Annotated in this window: 20 protein-coding genes; 8 read left to right on the top strand and 12 right to left on the bottom strand. The window is 73.2% G+C overall.

Annotated features, from left to right (window positions below):
* Positions 1-5: 5 nt before the first annotated feature.
* The 3 genes from KF840_03760 to KF840_03770 all read right to left on the bottom strand — a co-directional run bounded on the left by KF840_03760 (position 6) and on the right by KF840_03770 (position 4,812).
* A complete protein-coding gene (locus KF840_03760) occupies positions 6-1,238 on the bottom strand; it encodes a cytochrome P450 (protein MBX3024007.1) in 1,233 nt (410 codons plus the stop codon).
* A 1-nt stretch (position 1,239) separates the two neighbouring features.
* Positions 1,240-3,948 (bottom strand): tetratricopeptide repeat protein, encoded by a 2,709-nt coding sequence (locus KF840_03765; GenBank protein ID MBX3024008.1) that lies wholly within the window; start codon positions 3,946-3,948, stop codon positions 1,240-1,242.
* A gap of 231 nt (positions 3,949-4,179) precedes the next feature.
* Positions 4,180-4,812 carry a glutathione S-transferase N-terminal domain-containing protein gene (locus tag KF840_03770; protein ID MBX3024009.1) on the bottom strand — a complete coding sequence of 211 codons (633 nt, stop codon included), beginning with the start codon at positions 4,810-4,812 and terminating at the stop codon, positions 4,180-4,182.
* A gap of 116 nt (positions 4,813-4,928) precedes the next feature.
* On the opposite strand from KF840_03770, the gene KF840_03775 reads away from it, so the two are divergent.
* From KF840_03775 to KF840_03785, 3 genes are read left to right on the top strand one after another with little or no spacing between them, the layout of a single operon-like run.
* Complete coding sequence (locus KF840_03775) at positions 4,929-5,921, top strand: cardiolipin synthase (GenBank protein ID MBX3024010.1); 993 nt, start codon at positions 4,929-4,931, stop codon at positions 5,919-5,921.
* Positions 5,914-6,477 (top strand): chromate transporter, encoded by a 564-nt coding sequence (locus KF840_03780; protein ID MBX3024011.1) that lies wholly within the window; start codon positions 5,914-5,916, stop codon positions 6,475-6,477. The genes KF840_03775 and KF840_03780 overlap by 8 nt, the downstream gene beginning before the upstream one ends.
* On the top strand, positions 6,474-7,007 hold the full coding sequence (locus tag KF840_03785; GenBank protein MBX3024012.1) for a chromate transporter: 534 nt from the start codon (positions 6,474-6,476) through the stop codon (positions 7,005-7,007). Before KF840_03780 ends, KF840_03785 begins: the two co-directional genes overlap by 4 nt.
* Before the next feature lie 9 nt (positions 7,008-7,016).
* On the opposite strand, the gene KF840_03790 is transcribed toward KF840_03785, so the two are convergent.
* Positions 7,017-8,288 carry a hypothetical protein gene (locus tag KF840_03790; protein ID MBX3024013.1) on the bottom strand — a complete coding sequence of 424 codons (1,272 nt, stop codon included), beginning with the start codon at positions 8,286-8,288 and terminating at the stop codon, positions 7,017-7,019.
* Positions 8,289-8,459: 171 nt separating this feature from the next.
* Here KF840_03790 and KF840_03795 point away from each other — a divergent pair, with 171 nt between their 5' ends.
* From KF840_03795 to KF840_03805, 3 genes are read left to right on the top strand one after another with little or no spacing between them, the layout of a single operon-like run.
* A complete protein-coding gene (locus KF840_03795; protein ID MBX3024014.1) occupies positions 8,460-9,200 on the top strand; it encodes a HugZ family protein in 741 nt (246 codons plus the stop codon).
* A 24-nt stretch (positions 9,201-9,224) separates the two neighbouring features.
* Positions 9,225-10,121, top strand: coding sequence for a bile acid:sodium symporter (locus tag KF840_03800; protein MBX3024015.1), 897 nt, complete (start codon positions 9,225-9,227; stop codon positions 10,119-10,121).
* Between the two features lie 59 nt (positions 10,122-10,180).
* Complete coding sequence (locus tag KF840_03805; protein MBX3024016.1) at positions 10,181-11,245, top strand: alpha/beta hydrolase; 1,065 nt, start codon at positions 10,181-10,183, stop codon at positions 11,243-11,245.
* A 33-nt stretch (positions 11,246-11,278) separates the two neighbouring features.
* Here KF840_03805 and KF840_03810 read toward each other — a convergent pair whose 3' ends face one another.
* Genes KF840_03810 through KF840_03820 form a run of 3 tightly spaced genes read right to left on the bottom strand, consistent with a single transcriptional unit; the run spans position 11,279 to position 14,285 of the window.
* On the bottom strand, positions 11,279-11,659 hold the full coding sequence (locus tag KF840_03810; protein ID MBX3024017.1) for a hypothetical protein: 381 nt from the start codon (positions 11,657-11,659) through the stop codon (positions 11,279-11,281).
* Positions 11,656-12,417, bottom strand: a complete 762-nt coding sequence (locus tag KF840_03815; GenBank protein MBX3024018.1) for a peptidyl-prolyl cis-trans isomerase — start codon at positions 12,415-12,417, stop codon at positions 11,656-11,658. The genes KF840_03810 and KF840_03815 overlap by 4 nt, the downstream gene beginning before the upstream one ends.
* Positions 12,414-14,285: a DUF3604 domain-containing protein gene (locus KF840_03820; protein MBX3024019.1), complete on the bottom strand. Its 1,872-nt coding sequence runs from the start codon at positions 14,283-14,285 to the stop codon at positions 12,414-12,416. The genes KF840_03815 and KF840_03820 overlap by 4 nt, the downstream gene beginning before the upstream one ends.
* 115 nt (positions 14,286-14,400) lie before the next feature.
* On the opposite strand from KF840_03820, the gene KF840_03825 reads away from it, so the two are divergent.
* Complete coding sequence (locus KF840_03825) at positions 14,401-15,141, top strand: hypothetical protein (GenBank protein ID MBX3024020.1); 741 nt, start codon at positions 14,401-14,403, stop codon at positions 15,139-15,141.
* Between the two features lie 7 nt (positions 15,142-15,148).
* Here KF840_03825 and KF840_03830 read toward each other — a convergent pair whose 3' ends face one another.
* The 5 genes from KF840_03830 to KF840_03850 form a co-directional block, all read right to left on the bottom strand.
* Positions 15,149-16,012 carry a methyltransferase domain-containing protein gene (locus tag KF840_03830; protein MBX3024021.1) on the bottom strand — a complete coding sequence of 288 codons (864 nt, stop codon included), beginning with the start codon at positions 16,010-16,012 and terminating at the stop codon, positions 15,149-15,151.
* 8 nt (positions 16,013-16,020) lie between these two features.
* Positions 16,021-16,629, bottom strand: a complete 609-nt coding sequence (locus tag KF840_03835) for a glutathione S-transferase (protein MBX3024022.1) — start codon at positions 16,627-16,629, stop codon at positions 16,021-16,023.
* 69 nt (positions 16,630-16,698) lie between these two features.
* Entirely contained in the window at positions 16,699-18,192 is a 1,494-nt protein-coding gene (locus KF840_03840) for a hypothetical protein (GenBank protein ID MBX3024023.1), read from the bottom strand.
* A 153-nt stretch (positions 18,193-18,345) separates the two neighbouring features.
* The gene (locus KF840_03845; protein MBX3024024.1) at positions 18,346-19,113 is read right to left on the bottom strand and encodes a hypothetical protein; all 768 of its coding nucleotides are present in this window, start codon (positions 19,111-19,113) and stop codon (positions 18,346-18,348) included.
* Positions 19,114-19,678: 565 nt separating this feature from the next.
* Entirely contained in the window at positions 19,679-20,680 is a 1,002-nt protein-coding gene (locus KF840_03850; protein MBX3024025.1) for a glutathione S-transferase family protein, read from the bottom strand.
* A 187-nt stretch (positions 20,681-20,867) separates the two neighbouring features.
* On the opposite strand from KF840_03850, the gene KF840_03855 reads away from it, so the two are divergent.
* The gene (locus tag KF840_03855) at positions 20,868-22,196 is read left to right on the top strand and encodes a citrate synthase (GenBank protein MBX3024026.1); all 1,329 of its coding nucleotides are present in this window, start codon (positions 20,868-20,870) and stop codon (positions 22,194-22,196) included.
* Positions 22,197-22,243: the final 47 nt, after the last annotated feature.

Here is a 22,243-nt window from a genome sequence, read left to right on the forward strand (position 1 = left end):
GGAGGTCACGTCGCTGCGCGCGACGCCGGCGGCGCCGGGGCGCGGCCCTCCAGGCGCAGCGGCAGTGACGTCACGCCCTTGAACACCAGGCTCGGGTGCAGCGGCAGCGGGTCGCTGGTGGCGCGGGCGAACGCCCGGGTGTGGCGCAGCAGGGCGCCGATCGCGGCCTGCGCCTCCAGGCGGGCGAGGTTGGCGCCCAGGCAGTAGTGGGGACCGAAGCCGAAGGCCATGTGGCGGTTGTCGGCGCGGGTGATGTCGAAGCGCTCGGCGTCGGGGAAGATCTCCTCGTCGCGATTCGCCGAGCCGAGCCACGAAACGACGATCTGGTCGGGCTCGATCACCTCGCCGCCCAGCTCGACCCGGCGGGTGGCGCGGCGCGGATCGAGCTGCACCGGCGACGAGAACCGCAGCACCTCCTCGATCGCGGTCGGCAGCAGCTCCGGCTCGGCGCGCAGGCGCGCCAGCGCGTCGGGATGGTCGAGCAGCTCGAGCACCGCGTTGCCGATCAGCGTCGTCGTGGTCTCGTTGCCGGCGACCAACAGCAGCACCAGCATGGTGATCATCTCGGCGTGGCTCAGCCGCGAGCCCTCGACCTCCGCCCGCACCAGGCCGCTGAGCAGATCCTCGCGCGGCGCAAGCCGCCGCGCGTCGGCGAGGGAGGTGAAATAGGCGCCCATCTCGCGCAGCACCGCCTGCACCTGCTCGAGACGCGCCATGTCCGGCGGCGCGAACAGACCGGTCCCCAGCCCGGCGACGGCGATGTCCGACCACGCCTTGAACTGCGGCCGCTCCTCCGCCGGAACGCCGATGATCTCGGCGATGACGATGACCGGCAGCGGGTAGGTCATCGCCTGCACGAAGTCGACCTCCCCCTGCGCCAGCGCCGTGGTCATCAGCTCGTCGGCGATCGCGTGCAGCCGCGGCTCGAGGCGGCGGATCATGCGCGGCGTGAACGCCTGGCTCACCAGGCTGCGCAGCCGCGTGTGGTTGGGCGGGTCCTGCCCGAGCATACTGGGCGGCGGCAGGCGCTCCGGATCGACGCCGGGCGGCGGCGGAAACTGGCTCGACCAGGTCTCGGGATCGCGCAGGATCGCCTGCGCGTCGGCGTAGCGGAACACCGATACGATCGGCAGCCCGGGATGGCGATACACCGGATGCTCGCGGCGCGCCCGGGCGTAGATCGGCCCCGGATCGCGGCGCGTCTCTGGGTCGAAGGGATTGAAGTCGAAGTCGGTCATGTCACGATGGGCGGCGGCCGACGACGATCAGATAGGTCTGATCCGCGTCGAGGCGGAAGCCGTTGAAGGTGGGATTGGCGCGCGCCCGTTCGTCGTAATAGGCGCGGTAGTCGGAGCCGAACACCGGCGCCAGGCCGGCGGCGTCGAGGGCGGAGCGGACGGTGTCCACGTAGGCCGGCGGCGCGGCGTCGGCGGCGAAGAGGTAGACGCCGGGCCTGATCGCGAACGACACGCCGCGCTCGCCGCGCACCGTCCACCCGGCCTCCTCGAAGGCGGCGCGCAGCGCCGCGGCGAGCTGGCGGGCGCCGGCATCGCCGTCCTGCACCGCCAGCCAGACCGGCGTCCCGGCGGGGTGCGCGTGGAGCGCCGACACCAGCGCGGCGCGCGCCGCGGGATCGAGGCCGGGGCCGAGCGGCGCCGCGACGGCCGCGGCGTCGCCCGCGGGGCGGATCTGATCGACCAGCGCGCGCGCCTCGGCGTCCGTGGGATCGATGCGCAGCGCCCGCTCCAGCTCGGCGATCGCCGCCGCCGTCCGCCCCTTGCCGTGCAGATAGCGCGCCCAGTAGACGAAGCGGCGCGGCGTGTTGGGATCGCTGGTCCGGGCGCGTTCGTCGGCCGCGTTCGCCTCCTCGGCGCGGCCGAGCGCGCGCAGGATGCGGGCGCAGGTCTCGTGCGCGTTCTTGAGGTCGGGGAAGATCGTCGTCGCCGTCCGGCAGTGCGCCAGCGCCTCCTCGAGCTGGCCCTGCTTCTCGAGGATCTGGGCCCAGCGCAGCTCGCTCATCTCGTGCGCCGGGTCGACCTCCAGGGCCGCGCGCAGTTGCGCGACGGCGCCGTCGAGATCGCCGCCGCGCTCCAATCCGACGGCCCAGAAGTAGTACGCCGTCTGCGGCTTGGGGTCGGTGGCCACCGCCGCCTGCCAGTAGCGCACCATCTCCTCCGGCGGGGCGTGCTGTTCCATCAGACTGCCGAGCAGGTAGTGCGCGTCCTCGTTGTACGGACCGATGCGGATCGCCTCCTCCAGGGTGGCAATCGCCTCCGCCCAGCGTTCCTCGCCGCGGAGCTGGCGCACGCGCTTGTAGAGGTCGCCGACGCTCGGCCCGCCCGGCGTGCGCGCCGGCGCGGGCGCCGCCGCCGCGGGCGGGCTCGCCGCGCCACCGCCGCGCGCCTTCTCCAGGCGCGCCAGCGCCTCCTGCGCCGCGCGGCTGTCGGGGCGCAGCGCCAGCACCCGTCGCATCGCCGTCTCGGCCCGGTCGTACTGGCGGCGCGCCAGGTAGATGTCGCCGAGGGCGCGCAGCGAGGCGGGCACCGCGTCGGCGTCGACCGCCACCGCTTTCTCGTAGGCGGCGATCGCGGCATCGGTGTCGCCGGCATCGGCGCGCGCCGCGCCGTAGTTGTGATAGGCGATCGCCAGCGCGCTGCGGCGCACGTCGCCGAGCCACGCCGGATCGTGCGTCAGCAGCAACGCCAGCCCGCCGACCGCCGCGCCGGCGAGGCCGGCGCGGCTCCAGTCGCCGGCGGCGGCGGTGCGGCGCAGCCAGCCGATGCCGCCGGCGGCCAGCACCGCCAGCGGCGGCGCGAGCGGGGCGCGAAAGCGGGCGAGGACGAAGAAGCCGATCACCGCCAGGCAGTAGAGCGCCGCCGTCGCCGCCAGCACGCGCACCGGCCGCCGCCGCCAGCCGACGACCGCGCCGAGCAGCGCCAGCGGCGCCAGCAGGCCCATCCACAGCACCGGCAGATGGAGCACCGGCGAGACGTCCGCGACCACCTCGATGTGGTCGTTGTCGGGCGTCTCGTACTGGTGCCAGAACAGGTACAGCTTGCGCAGCGTGCGCGTCGCCGCCGCGGCGGGATCGGCGCCCACCGCGGCGAGGCCCTGGCCGAGCCAGTAGGCGGACGTCGCGGACGGGTCGAGCGCCGTGCCGGTACGCCGCCGCGCCTCGGCGTGGAAGTCGCTCTCCTCGTAGCGCGGATCGGGACGGACGAAGGGCGGCGGCGTGTAGACGCCGAGCGTGTTCTCCGCCTGCTGGCCGATGTAGAAGTTCTGCCCCGCGTTGGCGGTGGTGAGCACGAAGCGGCCGCCGGCGGCGAGGTTGTGCAGCGTCGCCAGCGCGATCACCGCCAGCGCGCCGGCGGAGAACGCGGCGACGCGCGGCAGGCTGGCGCGCGCCGCCCGCCAGTCGACCAGGCCGAGCGCGCCGGCCGGCACCAGGATCAGAAGCGTGCCGCGCGCCAGGACGCCGCAGCCGAGGGCGACGCCGGCGGCGAGGGCCGCCCGGGTGCCGCCGGCGAGGTAGCGGTCGAGCGCCAGCGCCAGCAGGAAGACGCCGAGCGCCGTCTTCTCGATCGCCGACTCGTAGTGGACGGCGGGAATGAAGATCGCCAGCAGCAGCGCCGCGAGGGTGGCCAGCGCGGCGTCGCCGTAGGCGCGGCGGGCGATGCGCGCCGCCAGCCAGCAGGTGGCGACGCCGAGCCCAACCTGCAGCAGGCGCACCAGCAGCAGGCTGTGGCCGAACGCCGCGTACACGCCGCCGAGCGCATAGGCGTAGAGCGGGTCGACGAAGAACGGGCCGCCGCCGACCAACTCGCCGCCGGCGATGCGCTGGCCCCACTCGTCGTAGAAGCGGTGGTCGAGTTGCAGGGCGGTCGCGAACGGCGAGCCGCTGATCGCCGCGAAGTGGAACACGCGCAGCGCCGCGGCGAGACCGAGCACGGCGGGCAGGCTCCACGGCGCAGTCAGCAGGCGCTCGAAGGTCCCGGCCGACGCCGCGGCAGCGGCGGGCCCGGGCGCGCTCCCCGGCCTCGGCGCGGACGCAGGCGCCAGACGCGCGGCGGCGCGACGTTCGCGACGGCGGGCGGACACACTCGCTGACTAGCCACAGCCGGCGCGGAAACACCACCGGGGAACGGCAGGGCAGCGCCGCCGCGTCCCGGCGCCGCGGCCTCAGACGGCGGGCACCTTCATGCCCCGCTGCACGGCCGGCCGCTCCCCCACCCGCTCGAGCCACGCGCCGACGTGCGCCATCGGCCCGCACTGCTCGGGGGGCAGCGCCTTCAGCAGCGGCCAGGCGCTGACCACCCAGGGATAAGTCGCCATGTCGGCGATGGTGTAGTCGCCGGCGAGGTAGTCGTGCTCGCCGAGCCGGCGGTCGAGCACCGCCAGCAGGCGCAGCGATTCGTCGAAATAGCGCTTGGTGGCGTACGGGATGGGCTCCGGCGCCTGGGTGGCGAAGTGGTTCGCCTGCCCGAGCATCGGTCCGATCCCCGCCATCTGGAACATCAGCCACTGCACGGCGCGGCTGCGCGCCCGCACCTCGCCGGGAAGGAACCGACCGGTCTTCTCGGCCAGGTAGATGAGGATGGCGCCCGACTCGAAGACCGTCAGCGGCCCGTCCGGCAGATCGTGGTCGACGATCGCCGGGATGCGCTGGTTGGGATTGATGTCGCGGTAGACGTCGCTGTGCTGGTGCCCGGCCCGCAGGTCGATGGCGTGCACCCGATACGGCAGGCCGGTCTCCTCCAGCATGATGGAGACCTTGCGCCCGTTCGGCGTCGTCCAGGTGTAGAGATCGATCATGCGGACCCCCTCCGGCGGCACAGCCTAGCCCGATCCGCGCCGAGCGGGTAGCGGCGGGCGCGCGCCGGAAAGCGGCGTTGAAAGTGCGCCGGCCCTCGCATAGACGTCGGGCGCGCATGGCCAAGAAGGACGAGCATCGCCTGATCGTGCAGCCGGATGACGGCGTCGCGCCGGTGGTCGAGCTGATCGACGGCGCCGCCCGCTCGCTGCGCGTCAAGCAGTTCACCCTCACCGATCCCGACGTCATCGCGGCGATCCAGCGCGCCCACGGGCGCGGCGTCGGGGTGCGGGTGATGCTCAACCCGCACCGCTCCTCGGGTGACCGCGCCAACGACGACACGCACGCGGCGCTGAAGCGCGCCCACATCAACGTCGAATGGACCAGCCCGGCGTTCGCGGTGACGCACGAGAAGTCGATCGTGGTCGACGACCACACGGCGCTGATCGCGACCTTCAACCTGTGCACCAAGTACTTCACCGAGACGCGCGACTACGGCGTCGTCACCACCTGCCCCAGGGAGGTGAACGAGGTCATCGCCGGCTTCGAGGCCGACTGGAAGCGCGACGCCTTCGATCCGGCCGAGGAGTCGACGCTGCTGTGGAGCGCCACCAACGCCCGCCACCGCATGGCGTGGTTCATCGACGGCGCCAGGCACGAGCTGCTCATCCAGCATCCGAAGTTCGTCGACGCCACCATCGTCGAGCGCATCGCCGCGGCGCGCGACCGCGGCGTCAAGGTCGACCTGCTGTGCGGCGGCAAGCACGGCATCAGCGACTGGGACGTGCTCGACACCTTCGCCTCGCTGCGCCTGCTCGAGCGCGGCGGCGTCAAGGTGCGGCGGCAGAAGCACCTCAAGCTGCACGCCAAGCTGCTGCTGGTCGACGAGAAGCGCGCCCTGGTCGGCTCGATGAACATCGACCGCAGCGCCTTCGACCTGCGCCGCGAGCTCGGCGTGGTCACCGAGGCGGACGGCGTGGTGAAGCACCTGCGCAAGGTCTTCGAGCACGACTGGCACGAGGCCAAGCCGTACGAAGCGCCGGATCCGCTGCGCCCCGAGACGCACCACGAGGGCGAGCTGCCGCACGATCCGCACTTCCGGCATGAGTGAGCCGCCACGCCCGGCGCCGACGCTCGGCGCGCTGGCCGTCTGCTTCCTCCAGATCGCGCTGTCGAGCTTCGGCGGCGGCCTCTCGGCGTGGACGCGGCGGCTGGTGGTCGAGCAGCGGCGCTGGATGACCGACGAGCAGTTCCTCGGCGCGCTCACCATCGCCCGCCTGTTCCCCGGTCCGAACCAGGTGAACATGGCGATCTACGTCGGCGTCCATTTCCGCGGCCTCGCCGGCGCCCTGGCGGCGCTCGCCGGCCTGCTGGTGGTGCCGCTGACGATCCTGATCGCGATGGGCATCGCCTACTTCCACTTCCACCACGTGCCGGCGCTGCAGGCGACCCTGAGCGGGGTCGTCGCCGCGGCCGCCGGCATGGCGCTGTCGATGGGCTTCAAGATCGTCGGCGGCTACCTGCGCCAGCTCGACGCCCTGCTCTTCGCGGCGGCGGCGTTCGTCGCCGTCACCGTGCTGCACGTCCGCCTGCCGCTGGTGGTGCTGGTGCTGGCGCCGCTGACGATGCTGTGGTTCTGGCCGCGCGACGGAAAGCCCGGAGCATGAACGACGAGTGGTCGACGCTGCTGAAGGTGGCGGCGGTGTTCGCCTCGCTGTCGCTGGTCTCGCTCGGCGGCGGCAACACCGTGCTGCCGGAGATCCATCGCGCCGCGGTGCAGGACAACCAGTGGATGACCGATCAGCAGTTCGCCGCCGTCTACGCCATCGCCGAGGCGGCGCCGGGTCCGAGCTCGATGATCGTCAGCCTGGTCGGCCTGAAGGCGGCGGGCGTCCTCGGCGCCCTGGTGGCGGTGGCCGCCATCCTCGGGCCGTCGAGCCTGGTGATGTACATCGCCTGCCGCACCTGGAACCGCTTCCGCGACGCCAAGTGGCGCATCGCCTTCGAACGCGGCCTCGGCCCGGTGAGCCTCGGCCTCTTGTTCTCCAGCGGCTGGACGGTGGTGAAGACCTCCGATCACTCGCCGGCGGCGTTCGCGATCACCGGCGTGGCGTGCGTCCTGCTCGTCCGTACCAGGGTCTCGCCGCTGCTGATCATGGTCGCCGCCGGCGTCCTCGGCGCGTTGGGACTGGTGTGATCGCGCCCGTCACCCGGCGGAGGTGAAGACCGGCGCGAAGCCGCCGCCGGCGGTGCGGAAGTTGGTGGTCTGGCCCTGGTAGAGGCGGGCCGCCACCAGTTGCACGGCGCCATCGTAGACGTAGGCGCGGAGGTCGAGCTTGAGCGGTTGCTCGGCGCCGGCGACCAGGATCGTGCGCTCGCTCGGCGGCACCAGGCGCTGCGCGACGTACGGGCGGGCGAGGATCTGCGCCCAGGTGCCGCGCGTCAGCTTGTCGCCGCGGTAGGCGGCCCTGCTGCCGTAGCCGTCCACCGGCTTGAAGAAATACTGGCGCCGCGCCGCCCACAGCGCGTCGGCGTCGGCGGCATCGACCAGCCGGGTCGCCGGCACGCCGGCGGCCAGGGTGTCGATCGTCGTGTCGTCCACTCCCCAGGCGCGCAGGCGCGGCGGATCGGAGAACACGGTCAGGTGCCGTTTGTCGGCATGCAGCGCGTAGTGGTGCGGGTTCGGCGTCACCACCACCGCGCCGGCGTCGTACGCCGCGCGCAGCGCCGCGCAGGCATCGCCGGCGAGCATGAAGTCGGTGAGCCGGTTGTAGACCAGATCGACCGGTGCGCCGTCGGCGAGGAGCGCGCCGCCGGCGAGCTGCAGCGTCCGCGGGTCGGCGATCACCGCCTCCAGCCCGGCGGCGCGGAAGAGCTGCTGGAAGAGCAGGAACTCGGGGTACAGGTACTGCGCCGGCGGCTCCTCGTCGACGATCGCGATGCGGCGCAGCGGCGCGTCGCCGCGCTGGCACGCCCATTCGGCGCGGAACATGGCGAGGAAGGCGGCTTCGACGTCGCCGCCCGGCACGCCCGCGACCGCCGCCTCGACCTCGTCGCAGCAGGCGCGCTGCGCCCGGGCGAGGACGGCATTGAGCAGGCCGCCGCCGGCGTTGGTGTTGATCTCGATGAGCTGCGCGCCGTCCGGGCCGAGGTGGAAGTCGTAGCCGAGGAAGACGCCGCGCGGACCGTGGTCGCGGCGCGCGATCGGCGGCGCGAGCGCGAAGGCCCAGTCGCGGAACCCCGCCGTGCGCACCACCGTCTCCACCGCCGCGATCACCGCCTGCATGCGCTCGAGGTCGGCGCGGGCGAGGAACACCGGCGCGGCGGAGAAGAGGTTCGGCTGGTTGGCGAGGATCGAGCGGTAGACCCCGGTGGTCGTCGGGCTCGTCTCCAGCAGCGCGCGCATGCGCTCGGCGTCGAAGGTGATGCAGTGGCACGCCTGGTTGAGGGCGGTGATCGGATCGTGGGGCTCGGCCATGCGACTGCTGAGGTAGCACAGCCGCCGTCGCCGGGGCACCGGAGGGGCGCCCCGGCGCGCACGCGGGGTGGTGGAGGACCCGATGGCCCGCGCCCGCGACGCGGCGCGCCGCCCTGCGGCGACGAGGGCCGCGGCTACCCATGGCGCGGTCGTCGCGATAGACCGGAGGGCGTGACGGCGGATGAACCTTCCTTCGCGGAGCGGGCGCGGACGTTGGTCGAGGTGGGACGGGTGGGCGCGCTGGCGACGCGGCTCGCGGAGCGCGGCGGGGTGCCGTTCGGCTCGCTGATGCCCTACGGGGTCGACGACGACGGCCAGCCGACGCTGCTCATCAGCCGGCTCGCGGTGCACACCCGCAACCTCGCCGCCGATGCCAGCGCCAGCCTGCTGGTCGCCGAAGCCGGCGCGGACGACCCGCTCGCCATCGCCCGGGTGACATTGATCGGCCGCGTCGAGCCGCTGCCGGACGGCGCGCGCCCCGGCTGTCGCGACGACTATCTCGCCCGCCATCCCACGGCGCGCGGCTGGGTCGACTTCGCCGACTTCGCCTTCCATCGCCTGCGCGTCGAGGCGGCCTACGTCGTCGCCGGCTTCGGCGCCATGGGCTGGGTCGACGGCGCCGACTACCGCGCCGCCGCCGCCGACCCGCTGGCGCCGCACGCCCCCGGCATCCTGGCGCACATGAACGCCGACCACGGCGACGCGCTGCGCCTCTACTGCCGCGCCTTCGCCGGGGTCGAAGCGGAGCGGGCGACGATGACGGCGATCGACCGCCTCGGCCTGCGGCTCCGCGCCGAGACCGCCGACGGGCCGCGCACCCTGCGCATCGCCTTCCCGCGCCCGGCCGAGACGCCGGGCGAGGCGCGCGCCGTGCTCGTGGAGATGGTGCGCGACGCGCGCGCCCGCGCCTGAGCCCGCTCCGACGACGCCCGCCGCATGTTCGAGCTCTACGTCCGCCACGAGTGGTGGTTCGCCGCCGCCCAGCTCGCGCTGGCGATGCTCGGCATGGGGGCGACGCTGAGCGCCGGCGACTTCCTCGGCGTCTTCCGCCAGCCGCGCGCCTTCGCGATCGGCGCCGCGGTGCAGATCGCCGGCACGCCGCTGCTGGCGCTGGCGCTCACCTCGATGCTGCCGCTGCCGCCCGGCATCGCCTTCGGCCTGCTGGTGGTGGGAGTGATGCCCGGCGGGGCGATGTCGAACGTCGCCACCTATTTCGCGCGCGGCAACGTCGCGCTGTCGATCGCGCTGACGGCGGCGATCACGCTCGCCTGCATCGCCACCACGCCGCTCGCGCTCCGGCTGCTGGCCGGCGAGCTCATCCCGGCCGGGTTCAGCATGCCGGTGGCGGCGATCGCGCTCGACATCGCCATCTGCCTGCTGATCCCGCTGCTGCTCGGCATGCTCGTCGGGCAGCGGCTCGGCAGCGCGGCGCGGCGCGGCGCGATGGCGCGCTGGTGCATCCGCCTCAGCTTCGCCGTCGTGGCGTGCATCGCCATCGGCTCCGCCGGCGCCGGGCGCCTCGACGTCGGCGCGCACAGCGCGCTGCCGCTCGCCGCCATCGCCGCCCTGGCGGTGCTCTGCCAGCTCGCCGGCACGGCGCCGGGCTGGCTGCTCGGCCTGTCGCGCGGCGACCTCGCCGCGCTGGCGATCGAGAACAGCATCCGCAACACCAACCTGGCGCTGCTGCTCAAGGTGTCGCTGTTCCCGATCACCCCTGGCGTCGCCAACCCGCTCGCCGACGGCGTGCTCTTCGCGGCGTTGCTCTACGGCGGCCTCGCCGCGCCGCTGGCCATCCCGCTGATCCTCGTCCATCGTCGGCTGGCGGCGCAGTGACCGCCGCCGGCGGCGGGCCCGGCTTGCCCGCCGCCCCGCTGTCGTGGTCCTGTCGGCGCATGACCTACGATCCCTTTTCCCGCGGCCCGTATCCGGTCGGCGTGCGCTCCTACGACACCCTCGATCCGGCGCGCGAGCGCCCGCTCGCCGTCGAGGTCTGGTACCCGGCCGGCGAAGCGGCGCGCGGCCGCGACGTCGACCCCGCGACCCGCGACGCCTTCGAGCTCCTGCCCGGCTTCCCGCCGGTGTGGCAGGAGGCGGCGCGCGATGCCGCGGCGCGCCCCGGACGCTACCCGCTGGTGCTGTTCTCGCACGGCTTCGGCGGCCATCGACGCCAGAGCACCTTCCTCTGCACCCATCTCGCCAGCCATGGCTACGTCGTCGCCGCCGCCGACCACACCGGCAACACCATGACCGACATCATGCAGGCGATGCTGCAGATCGCCGGCGGCGGCGCGCCGCCCGACTTCGACGGCGAGCTCGACCGCTTCATCGCGCTGCGGCCCGACGACGTGCTCTTCCTGCTCGACACGATGCTCGGCGACCTCGATCGGGAGATCGCGCCGCTGATCGACGCCACCCAGATCGGCATGAGCGGCCACAGTTTCGGCGGGTGGACGACGCTCAAGCTCAACGAACGCGAGCCGCGCATTCGCGCCGCGCTGCCGCTCGCCCCCGCCGGCGGCTGGACACACATGCCGGCCGAGCCGCTGCGCCGCGCCCTCACCTTCGCCTGGCCTCACCCGGTCGCCACCACCTATCTGGTGGCCGACCGCGACTCGCTGCTGCCGCTGCGCGGCATGCGCGAGCTGTACGAGCGCACGCCCGGCGCCAAGCGGCTGTTCGTGCTGCGCGACGCCGACCACATGCACTTCTGCGACCGCGTCGAGGAGGTGCACGAGATGTTCCGCGCCGTGCCGCCGCCCGGCGCCTTCACCGAGGTGGCGGCGAGCGTGCCGCCGATCAGCGAGCTGGTCCCCGGCGAGCACGCCTACGTCTTCACCCGCGGCCTCGGCCTCGCCCACTTCGACGCCGCGTTGCGGGGCGAGGCGGCGGCGGCGGCGGTGCTCGACGACGCGGTGGCGGCGTTGGCCGAGCGCGGCGTGGCGATCGAGGCGGCGTGAAGCGCCGGCGGGATCCACGCCGGGCGGCGCGCCTCACGGCCAGAGGCCGAGCCAGTGCGTGGGATACGGGCCAGCGGTGAGCGGCGCGACGTACACCGGCAGGGCGGCGAGCAGCAGCAGGGCCACGGCGATGCCGGCCAGCGCGGCGGCGCGGCGCGGCGGCGGAACGCGGCGGGCGAGGAAGCCGGACAGCCAGAGCAGCAGGGCGCCATAGGCGAGCGTCTGGACGGCGAACAGCGCCCCGAGCACCGCCGGCGTGAGGCCGAAGTCGCGGAGGTTCAACGGCACGACCAGCGCCGCGTACATCGCCAGTTGCACGGCGGGGATGCGACCCGCCTGGATGGCGAAGTAGGGCAGCGGCAGCAGCAGCACCAGCACCAGCCACAACAGCCAGCGCATGCGGGCGACGCTCACGGCGCGCCTCGCAGCTCGCGCTCGGCGGCGGCCAGCGCGCCGGCGGCGCGCTCGGCGAGCAGGGCCTCGGCGACCGCGGCGCGGATCTCGTCGAGCGGCGGTAGGCGAGCCGGCGTCCGCGCCTCGACGCGCAGCAGGTGCAGGCCATAGGGCGAGGCGATCGGCTCGCTCCACTCGCCGAGCGGCAGCGCGAACGCCGCCGCGGCGACCGCAGCGCCGAGGAGGCGCTCGAGATCGGCGGCGCTGAGCGACGACGCCAGCGCGATCGGCAACGGATCGCCGGCGGGCGCGCCACCCGCCCGCGCCGTCGCGCGCCAGGCCGCGGCATCGGCCGCCAGCGTCGCGCCGCGGGCGCGGTCGAGAAAGACCTGGGTCAGTTGGACGCGCGCCGGCACCAGGAACGGCTCGGGGTGGCGGGCGAGGTAGGCGTCCAGCTCGGCGTCGCTCGGCGGCTCGGCGCGCGCGGCGGCCTCGATCGCCAGCCGCAGGCGATTGGCGAGGCGGCGCTGGACGACCAGGTCGCTGTCCTCCAGACCGAGGCCGGCACCGTCGTCGGCGCCGAGGAAGCGCCCGTTGCGCTGCAGTTGCCGTTGCACGACGGCGTCGTCGCGATCGAGGCCGAGGGCGCGGGCCGCGGCGGCGAGGCGCGCCTCGGCATCGCCGGCGGCCGGCGGCGGCGCGGCGGCGCGCGGCCAGGCGGCGTGGGCGGCGAACAGCAGGGCGCCGAGGGCGGCGAAGCGCCAGGCCGGCCGGCTCATGAGCCGGCCTCCGGCGCGTACCAGATCGGCGAGCTCCAGGCGCGCTCCTGGACGACCTTCGGGTAGGTGGTGTCGCAACACGTCGCCAGCGCCGCGGGCACCGACGCCGGGTCGGCGCAGTCGACGCCGCGGGCATTGCACGCGTAGGCGCTCCAGCGGCAGGTCGGGTTCTGCAGCACGCGGGCGTAGTAGAACGCCGGCTGGGCGGGGTCGAAGCTCGGGTCGCGCCACACCGCGCAGAGCTGCGCGGCGCCGGCGCCGCGCGCCTGGCAGGTGGCGGCATCGACGTCGGCGTCATTCGGGCCGCCGGCGACGTCGAACACCCGCTCGCGCGCCGCGCCGTCCTCGATCCATCCCTTGACGATCTGCAGCCGCTGCAGCGGCGCGCCCTTGGCATCGTCAGGATCGGCGAGCGCCGAGACGGCGAAGGCCGGCGCCGGCGCGCCGCCCGGCGGCGGCAGCTCGCCGCCCATCGGCACGCCGTCGGCATAGCCGCGGCGGACGAAGTCCGGCTGCCGGCAGAGGTCGTCGGGAAAGTCCCATCCGGCGAAGAAACGCAGGACGATGCGCGGCCCGCTGGTGCCGTAGGCCTCGCGGCGGCGCATGGCGGCGAACAGCGCGGCGCGCGAGTTCTCCTCCGCCCACAGCACCGCCAATCCGCCGGGGTTGAACTCGATCTGGTCCGGCAGGCCCGCGCCCGGCGCGTCGGGTGGCGCGCCGGCGCCGCCCTGGCCGATGAAGGTCCGCGGATCGACCGAGCCGGGCGCGGCGACGTGCGTGTCGGTGCTGGCGATCAATCCGTACTGGAACGGATTGACGCCGAGCCGCTGGCGCTCGGCCAGGCCCTGCTTGAGCGCCCAGCGGACGAAGCTCGCCTCCGGCGCCGGCTTGGCCGACGACGCCACGTAGACGGCCATGAAGTTCTGGTAGGGCAGCTTCTCGAAGCCGCACTGCTCGTCGGTGGTCTCCGGACCGAGGCGGCACTCCGAATCGCCCTTGTGCTGCATCACCTCGACCAGCGGCTCCCAGTCGTGGCGCAGCGTGGCGGTGGCGACGCCGAGCGGCGCCCCGTCGGCCTCGGTGGGCGCGAACATCAGGCCGTTGCTGAGGTTGGAGTTGTGCGGAATGGTCAGCACGTCGCACCCGGGCAGCGCCTCGCGGCACTCGGCGCGCAGGCGGGCGAGAAAGCGATCGAGCTGCGGCTCGTCCACGTAGCTGAGCGGCAGGTCGGGAACGGTGGCGTTGGCGTAGATCACGTTGCGGTGCAGGTTGTTGCTCCCCGGCGCGCCGGTCCACTCGTAGCCGACGAAGGTGCTGAAGCGGCAGGCGTCGGTGTGGTCCTGGTACGCCTCGGCGGCCTCCTGCACCACCCGCCACGGCGTGCGGGCGGCGTTGCGGCAGCGCGAGCCGTCGGCGCCGCAGAAGGCGAAGCGATGGGGCGTGGCGCTGTTGGTCACCTGCGCGTTGGCGATGAAGAAGGCGAGGCGCGGGAACCAGCGCTGGATCAGGCAGGGCAGCGAGTCGTAGCCCGGCAGATCGGGGCTGTGGCAGACGGTCAGCTCGCCGAACAGCTCGGCGTGGTCGGTGACGGCGGCGAAGTCGAGCGGACGGCCGAGGCGCAGGGTGCGGGTCGGCCGCCCCTCGGCGTCGAACGGCTGCACGCCGAGCGGCTCGCCCCTCGCGAAGCGGTAGGCGTCGGCCGGCATGGCGCGGGTGCCCTGGGTGCTGGCGTCGAGCGACAGCGCGGTGTGCACGTGGAGATCGCCGAAATACGGGCTGCGCAAGGGATCGTAGCGAGCGCACCGCTCGGCCGCCGTGGCAGCCGCCGGCACGACCAGCAGCAGCGCCATCCATCCCCACCTGCGCATGGCGGCCACCTTAGACCGCGGAGGGGCCCGGAGGCACGCGGAGACGCGCGGCCGCGGCGCCCGGTGATGGTTTTGACCGCTTGCGAAACGCCGACGGGCACGCCAAGCAGGACGGATGGATGAAAACACGCCCGCCAGTCGCGGCTCGGTTGCCCCCGTCATTGCAGTCCTTCTCGCTGTCGCGCTGGTCGGCGCCGCCGTCTACATCGGCTCGTTGCGCGGCCAACTGACCGCCGCCCAGCAGCAACTGGCGCCGTTCGCGAAGATCGCCAAGACGCTCTACCCCGACGCCGACCCGGCGACCGCCCTGCGCTCGGTGGCGCAACGCATCGAGCCCCTGGCCGCCCGCGCCAACAGCCTGCAGCAGCAGGCGGCCGCGGCGGCGGCCGCACCGGCGGCACCGCCGCCGGCCGACGCGCCGGCCCCGCCGCCGGCGGACTTCCTCACCGCGCAGCAGGAGGAGGCGATGGTCGGCGTGCTGCGCAACGAGACCGACTCGGGGCGCAAGGCGTGGTTCCTGGTGGCGCAGAACAACCGCGAGGCGGCGGCGGCGCAGGCCGAGCTGCAGCAGATCTTCGAGAAGGCGGGCTGGCCGGTGGCGATCGAGCGCGCCCCCTACACCGTCAAGGCCGGCATCTTCATGCTCGCCGGCGACGAGACGCCGCCGCACTTCGTCGACACCGTGAGCGACGCCTTCGACGCCGGCGGCGTCGAGCTGCAGTACCTCACCGGCTACCGCGATTTCTACAAGGGCCGCCAGGCGGAGAATCCCAAGTGGGTCGGCCCGACGCTCGCCGACGACCAGCCGTTCACCATCGTCATCGGCTCCAAGCCGCAGCCGAAGGTCGCGGAGTAGCCGCCGTTCAGGATCTGGCGGTGACGATCCAGCTCGCCGAGTCCATCTGCACGCCGGCGGCGGTCTGATAGGGGCGCAACGCCTCACGCACCGACGCGGCGACCAGCGGCGGCAGCTCCGGATCGTCGGCCTCGCGCAGGGCGCGGGCGGTCGGCCCCATGCGCAGCAGGAAGTCGACCGTCGCATCGAGGTCCTGGCCCCCGCCGACGCTGAGCGTCATGCGCACCGGCTCGAGCGCGACGGCGGTGAACCCGGCGGCCTCGAGGATGCCGCGCACGTGGTCGGGGTCGGCGAAGGCGAATGGACCCGGGGCGCCGGGCGCCGGGATCGGCGGCGGCGGCAGATGTTGCAGCGCCGCCGCCATCGGCACTGTCATCCACGGGTTGTCCATCATCGACTGCCAGCAGGCGAAGGCGAGCTGGCCGCCGGCGCGCAGCGCCGAGCGGAGGTTGGCGAAGGCCGCCGCCGGGTCGGCGAAGAACATCACCCCGAAGCGGGAGAACAGGACGTCGAATGCCCCCGCCGGGAACTGCGCGATCTGCGCGTCGGCGATCTCGAAGCGGGCGTTGGTGACGTTGGCGGCGCGCGCCTGTTGGCCGGCGCGGGTGAGCATCGGCGCCGAGATGTCGACGCCGAGCACCTCGCCGCCGGGCGCCACGCGGGCGGCGAGCTCGATCGTGGTGTCGCCGCAGCCGCAGCCGACGTCGAGGACGCGCAGCCCCGGGCGCAGCCCGGCGCGGTCCATGGCCAGTCGGCCGAGCGGTCGAATCTGCTGATCGATCGACGCCTGGACGGCGACCCAGGTCGGTCCCGCCTGCTGGTTCCAGTAGGTGATCTGTTCGGCGTTGGGACCTTCGAGCGGCAACGGCATGGCGCACCTCAGGCGCTGGCGCTCGGGCGCGCCGAGACGGCGGCGTGCCAGCGCGCCAGATTGGCGAGCTCGGGAGCGATGCGGATCTTGCTCACGCGGCCGAAGTCGATGCCGCACAGCGCGGTGATGTCGGCGATGGTGTAGCGCGTCCCGGCGATGAACTCGCGATCGGCGAGCTCGCGGTCGAGCCAGCCCATGGTCGCCAGCGCGTGCGCCCGGCTGACCTCGCCCCACTCCGGCACCTGGGGAATGCGGCCCGCGAAGAACGCGTGCGTGTGGCGGAAGACCTGGGCGATGGGAATGAAGAGCTCGAGCTCCATGCGCCGCTGCCACATCTCCACCAGGGCGCGGTCGCGCGCGTCGGTACCGAGCAGCGGCGGCGTCGGGTGCGTTTCCTCGATGTAGCGGCAGATCGCCACGCTCTCGGCGATGCAGGTGCCGTCGTCCAGTTCCAGCACCGGCAGCGTGCCGAGCGGATTCTTGGCGCGGAACGCCGGCTCGCGGTTCGCGGCCGTGGCGATGTCGACCTGTTCGGTCGGGATCGCGACGCCCTTCTCGGCGAGAAAGACGCGCACCCGGCGCGGATTCGGCGCGGCGGCGGAGTCGTAGAGCTTCATGTGCTGCCGCTACGCCGCCAGGACGCGAAACTCAACCGAGTGCCGTGCCGCGGTGACGCGCCGTCCGTCCTACTGGCAGGTCGAGGTCACCGGCACGTCGAACAGGCCGCCGCTGGTGTCGACCCGAGTGCCGGCGGAGAGCCCGATGCAGCCGGCGCCGGCGGCCTGGAACTCGCCGTTGGCGAGAACGGCGCGCGCCGCCGAGCCTTCGATGCTGCCGCCGATGCCGCGGGCGCGGAACCGGCCGCTCAGCGTCAGGTCGCCGGCGGTAGCGTCGAAGCGGATGCGGCCGCTCGGCTGATCGCCGTCCACCTGGATGCGAGCGGGTGCGGCCACCACCACGCCGTCGCCGGTGACCGTGACGGAGCCGCCGACCGCGCCGCGGGCGGTCAGTTGGGTGCGAGCGCTGAGTGTCACGCTGCGGCCGTTGACCCGGATGTCGCCGCCGGCGGCGCGGCCGTCGACGTCGCACAGGCTGTCGACGGTCATCGCGCCGGCGGCGCGGAGGGCGATGCTGCCGCCGGCGCCGGTCGCGCCACTGGCCACCAGCGGCGCGACGGTCCGCAGGTCGCCGCCGGTGCACACCACCTGGATGCTGCCGCCGCTGGTGCCGGCGGCGGAGATGGAGGCGAGCAGGCTGACGGCCGCGCCACCGGAGGCGACGATGGTGCCGCCGGCCCCCGCCAGCGAGCTGCCGCGGGCGCGCAGATGCCCGCTGGCGGTGAGCAGCGTGCCGCCGATGGCGAAGATGGCGCCGCCGCCGCCGACGCCCTGGGCGTCGATGTCGTCGAGCAGGTAGACCGAGCCGGTCTGGGCGAAGGTGACGACGCTGCCGCCGGTGCCGAGCCAGCCGCTGGCGCTCACCTGGCGGAAGGTCCGGATGTCGCCGGTGGTGGAGATGATGGCGACGCTGCCGCCGTCGCGTCCGTCGGCGCCGATGCGATTCTCGAGCCGCAGACCGCGGCCCGCCGAGAGCGCGACGCTGCCGCCCGCGGTGCCGGAGGCCCCCTCGGCGCGGATGCGGGCGCGGCCGCTGGCGGTGATGCGGCCGCCGGCCGAGATGGCGATGCGGCCGCCGGGCGCCGTCGGGTTGGGGCCGTTCGCCGCGGCGCGGATCGGCCCCATCAGCCGCACGTTGCCGCCGGCCTCGAGGGTGATGCGGCCCGGCGCGGTGCGGCCGGAGGCGTCGATGCGCCAGTGGACGTCGATGTCGTTGACCGCCGACAGCGCGATCGTGGCGCCGGCGCCGACGAACGGCGTCGCGTGCCGGCCGACGATGGCGCGGCGCACGTCGATGTCGCGCGCCTTCAGATTCAGCGTGCCGCCGTTCGGAACCGTCAGCGTGCCGCCGATCACCAGCGTGCGATCGCCGAAGTCGAGCACGCACGGGCTCGCCACCTCGACCTGGCGGATGACGCACGGATCGCCGGTGCAGAGGTCGGCCGGCTTGGTGCACTTGATCGCCTGCGCCGCCTGCGGCGCGAGCGCCAGCGCGAGCGGCGCGATGAACGGAACCACCTGCCAGGGCAGGCCGTGCTTGCGCGAATGGACTGCGGCGCCCATGTGTCCCCCGATCCCCCGAAGCGCGCGCGGACCGCGGCCGGTCCAACGAGTGTCAGTGCTGAAGTGCGCGGATAGTCGCGCAGCCGCGGCGGACAAGTCAATACGAACGTGCGCCCGCGGCGCGCGAGCCCGCGCGCCCGTGCTCCGGGCCGGCTACGGGCGCACCGGCTCGCGCAGCGGATACCGCTTGGTCGCCCGCAGGCGCCGCCACAGGGTCGCGAGATCGGCCGGCAGGCGATTGCAGTAGGCGATGAACCCCGGCAGCGTCGCGAACTGGCGCTCGGCGGCGGCGAAGGCGGGATCGGCGCGCAGCGTCTGTTCGGCGCGCACCGGCGGCGGCGTGTTCGGGTCGCGGCGGAAGCGGCGCACGTAGTCGAGCAGGCGGGCGTGGTACTCGGGATCCTCGACGATGGCGGCGATGGTGCGGGCGCGCGGGTGCGTGCCGTCGACCATCGCCTGCACCTGGCGTTCGAAGTCCTCGAGGCCGTCGGGGAACATCTGGATCAACTGCAGGTCGTAGACCGGGTTGAGGTGGACGACCTGCATGACGTGGCCGACGATGGTGTCGCGGTCGGAGAGAAAGCCGGTGGGATCGAGCAGCGAGACCGGGTCGTCGAGCAGCCGCAGGAGCTGGTGAAAGCCGAACGAGATCCCCTTCTGCCGGTAGTAGTCGCGCGACGCGGGCTCGATCACGAAGCGCAGCATGTCGAGCCCGCCGAACAGGATCTGGAGCCGCGTCGGCCGCTGGGCGATGTACCCCTTCGCCTGCAGCGCCTGCAGCCGGCGCTCGATCTCGGCGCCGTCCGCGTACAGACGCAGCGTCCGGCCCAGGCGCGCGGCCTTGCCGGCCACGGCGCGCGGCCCGCCGATCGCCTGCGCGATCAAGCGGAGCGGACTCGAGGTGAGGCGGGCGGGTTCCATTGCCGGGAACACAGATGAACACAAACCCCGTCGCCCCACCACCCCGATGAACGCGGAGGCCTCCGCCGCGCGGCGGGACGGCGGTCTCCAGGACGGAAGGCGATCGAAGGGATGGCGGGGGGTTCGGTGCGCATCGGGGCAGCGCGGGCGGGCCCCATGGGCTGAACACGGATGAACACAGACCACCCCGATGAACGCGGAGGCCTCCGCCGCGCGGCGGGACGGCGATCTCCAGGACGGAAGGCGATCGAAGGGACGGCGGGGCGTTCGGTGCGCATTGGGGGGCAGCGCGGGCGGGCCCCATGGGCTGAACACGGATGAACACAGACCCCGTCGCCCCACCACCCCGATGAACGCGGGGGCCTCCGCCGCGCGGCGGGACGGCGATCTCCAGGACGGAAGGCGATCGAAGGGACGGCGGGGAGTTCGGTGCGCATTGGGAGGCAGCGCGGGCGGGCCCATGGGCCGAACACGGACGAGCACAGACCCCGTCGCCCCACCACCCCGATGAACGCGGAGGCCTCCGCCGCGCGGCGGGACGGTTATCCGCAGGAACGGGGCGTGTTCATTCGTGCCGCAGCCAATCGAGGCACCCGGCCTCCGCGAGGATCGGATCGAGCGCCGACTTGTCGGCCACCGCGGCATAGCGCGCCTGCAGGGCGGCGAGCGACTTGGCGTGGTACTTCTGCGTCTCCTGGGTGAAGGGAACGCCGTTGAGCTCGACGGTGAATTCCTTCTCGCCGGCGGCCAGCGCCCGGGCGTTGGCGGTCGACCAGGGGAGGAAGACGGCGCCGATCTCGTCGCGCAGCAGCGGCATCAGGGTCGGCGCCAGCGCGGCCCATGGTTCGAAATCGCCCTCGGCGCGCGGTCCGAGCATCTCCTGGATCCAGCGCACGACGCGCGGCGCGCGCTCGCGCATCAGCGCCGACGGCGTGGGGTCGGTCGAGAGCTGATAGAGCTGCGCGTAGAGCCCGAAGTCGGCGAAGGCCGGCCGCTCGCCGAACAGGTAGGTGCGGGTGGCGAGGTGGCGCTCGAGGATCGCCAACTGGCGGCGGTACGAATCCTCGATCGGGCCCTTGGTGGCCTCGGTGGAGCCGACGAAGGCGAGGCGCGGGATCATGCGCTGCTTGATCATCGCCACGCCGCCGGCGACCTGGTCCTCGGCGAGGCCCGGCATCATGCTGCGCGCCAGGCGTTCGCCGGCCGAGTCCTGATCGGCGGGGTAGAACCAGCGATAGTGGAACATCGGCTTGTTGCCCCACTCGTCGGCGTACTCCTCGATCAACGCCGAGACGAACGCGACGGCGGGGTCGGGCGGGTGGATCGACGGTTCGGGAAACCGCGCTTCGAGCTGCTCGATGATCGGGGTCGAATCCTGGATGCCGCGCCCGTCGGGCGTCACCACCAGGGGCACCAGCGGCAGCTTGGCGTAGCGCGCGAACTCCTCCTCCACCGCCGGCGTGCGCACCACCCATTCGTGCGGGATGTGCTTGTAGCGCAGGTACGAGCGCACCTTCACCGAATAGGGGGACAACTCGTTGCCGAAGATCTTGTACGATTCGGGCATGGCGTTCTCCGTCGGACGCGAACTGGTCGCGGCTTCATAGCGCGTTTCGACATCCGCGGCATCAGCAATTCCCATGGCGCGCCGCGTCGGGGTTGTTGTGGGCCGCGCCCCCGACCGCTACTGATGCGGTGGATCGAACCCGCCCAACGCGCCCGCCCGGGGCGCGGACGCGCAGACGGAGGACGCCATGCCGAAGGACACCGTGACGATCACCGACAACCGCACCGGCAAGCACTACGAGCTGCCCATCGAGCACGGCGCCATTCGCGCCGCCGACCTGCGCCAGATCAAGACGAGCGACGACGATTTCGGCCTCATGGCCTACGATCCGGCCTTCACCAACACCGCGTCGTGCAAGAGCCGGATCACCTACATCGACGGCGACCGCGGCATTCTCCAGTACCGCGGCTACCCGATCGAGGAGCTCGCCGAGCACAGCAACTACCTCGAAACCGCCTATCTGATCGTCAAGGGCGAGCTGCCGGACGTGAAGCGCTTCGAGATGTGGCGCCACAACATCACCGTCCACACGCTGATCCACGAGAACGTGAAGAAGTTCATGGAGGGCTTCCGCTACGACGCCCACCCGATGGGCATGCTGGTCAGCACCATCGGCGCCCTCTCGACCTTCTACCCGGAGGCGAAGAACGTCGACGACATCGAGGTGCGCCGCCTGCAGACCCGCCGCCTGATCGGCAAGCTGCCGACCCTGGCCGCCTTCGCCTTCCGGCGCACCCGCGGCCTGCCCTACGTCTATCCCGACAACGAGCTCAGCTACACCGGCAACTTCCTGCAGATGCTGTTCATGATGGGGGAGCGCGTCTACCGGCCGAACCCGGTGCTCGAGCGCGCCCTCGACGTCCTGTTCATCCTCCACGCCGACCACGAGCAGAACTGCTCCACCAACGCGGTCCGCTCGGTGGGCAGCTCGCGCGTCGACCCCTACTCCGCGGTCGCCGCCGGCGTCGCCGCCCTCTACGGCCCATTGCACGGCGGCGCCAACGAGGCGGTCATCCGCATGCTCCAGGAGATCGGCTCGGTGGACAAGGTCCCGGCGGCGATCAAGGACTTCAAGTCCGGCAAGGGCCGGCTGATGGGCTTCGGCCACCGCGTCTACCGCAACTTCGATCCGCGCGGCACGATCATCAAGAAGCTCGCCTACGAGGTCTTCGAGGTGACCGGCAAGAACCCGCTGATCGACATCGCCCTCGAGCTCGAGCGCATCGCCCTGCAGGACGAATACTTCGTCTCCCGCAAGCTCTACCCGAACGTCGACTTCTACTCCGGCATCATCTACCAGGCGATGGGCTTCCCGGTGACCATGTTCCCGGTCCTCTTCGCCATCCCGCGCTGCTCCGGCTGGCTCGCCCAGTGGGCCGAGATGGTGCGCGATCCCGAGCAGAAGATCAGCCGCCCGCGCCAGCTCTACATGGGCGAGCTGTCGCGCCGCTGGCAGCCGATCGAGCAGCGCCCCGAGCCGCTCGACCGCGAGGAAGCCGTCAGCACCCAGATCTGATTCACCCGGCGGCTGGCGACCATGGCCGAGATTTGCTCATCCCCCGC

The organism is bacterium, assembly GCA_019637795.1.
Classification (GTDB): Bacteria; Desulfobacterota; Binatia; order HRBIN30; family CADEER01; genus JAHBUY01.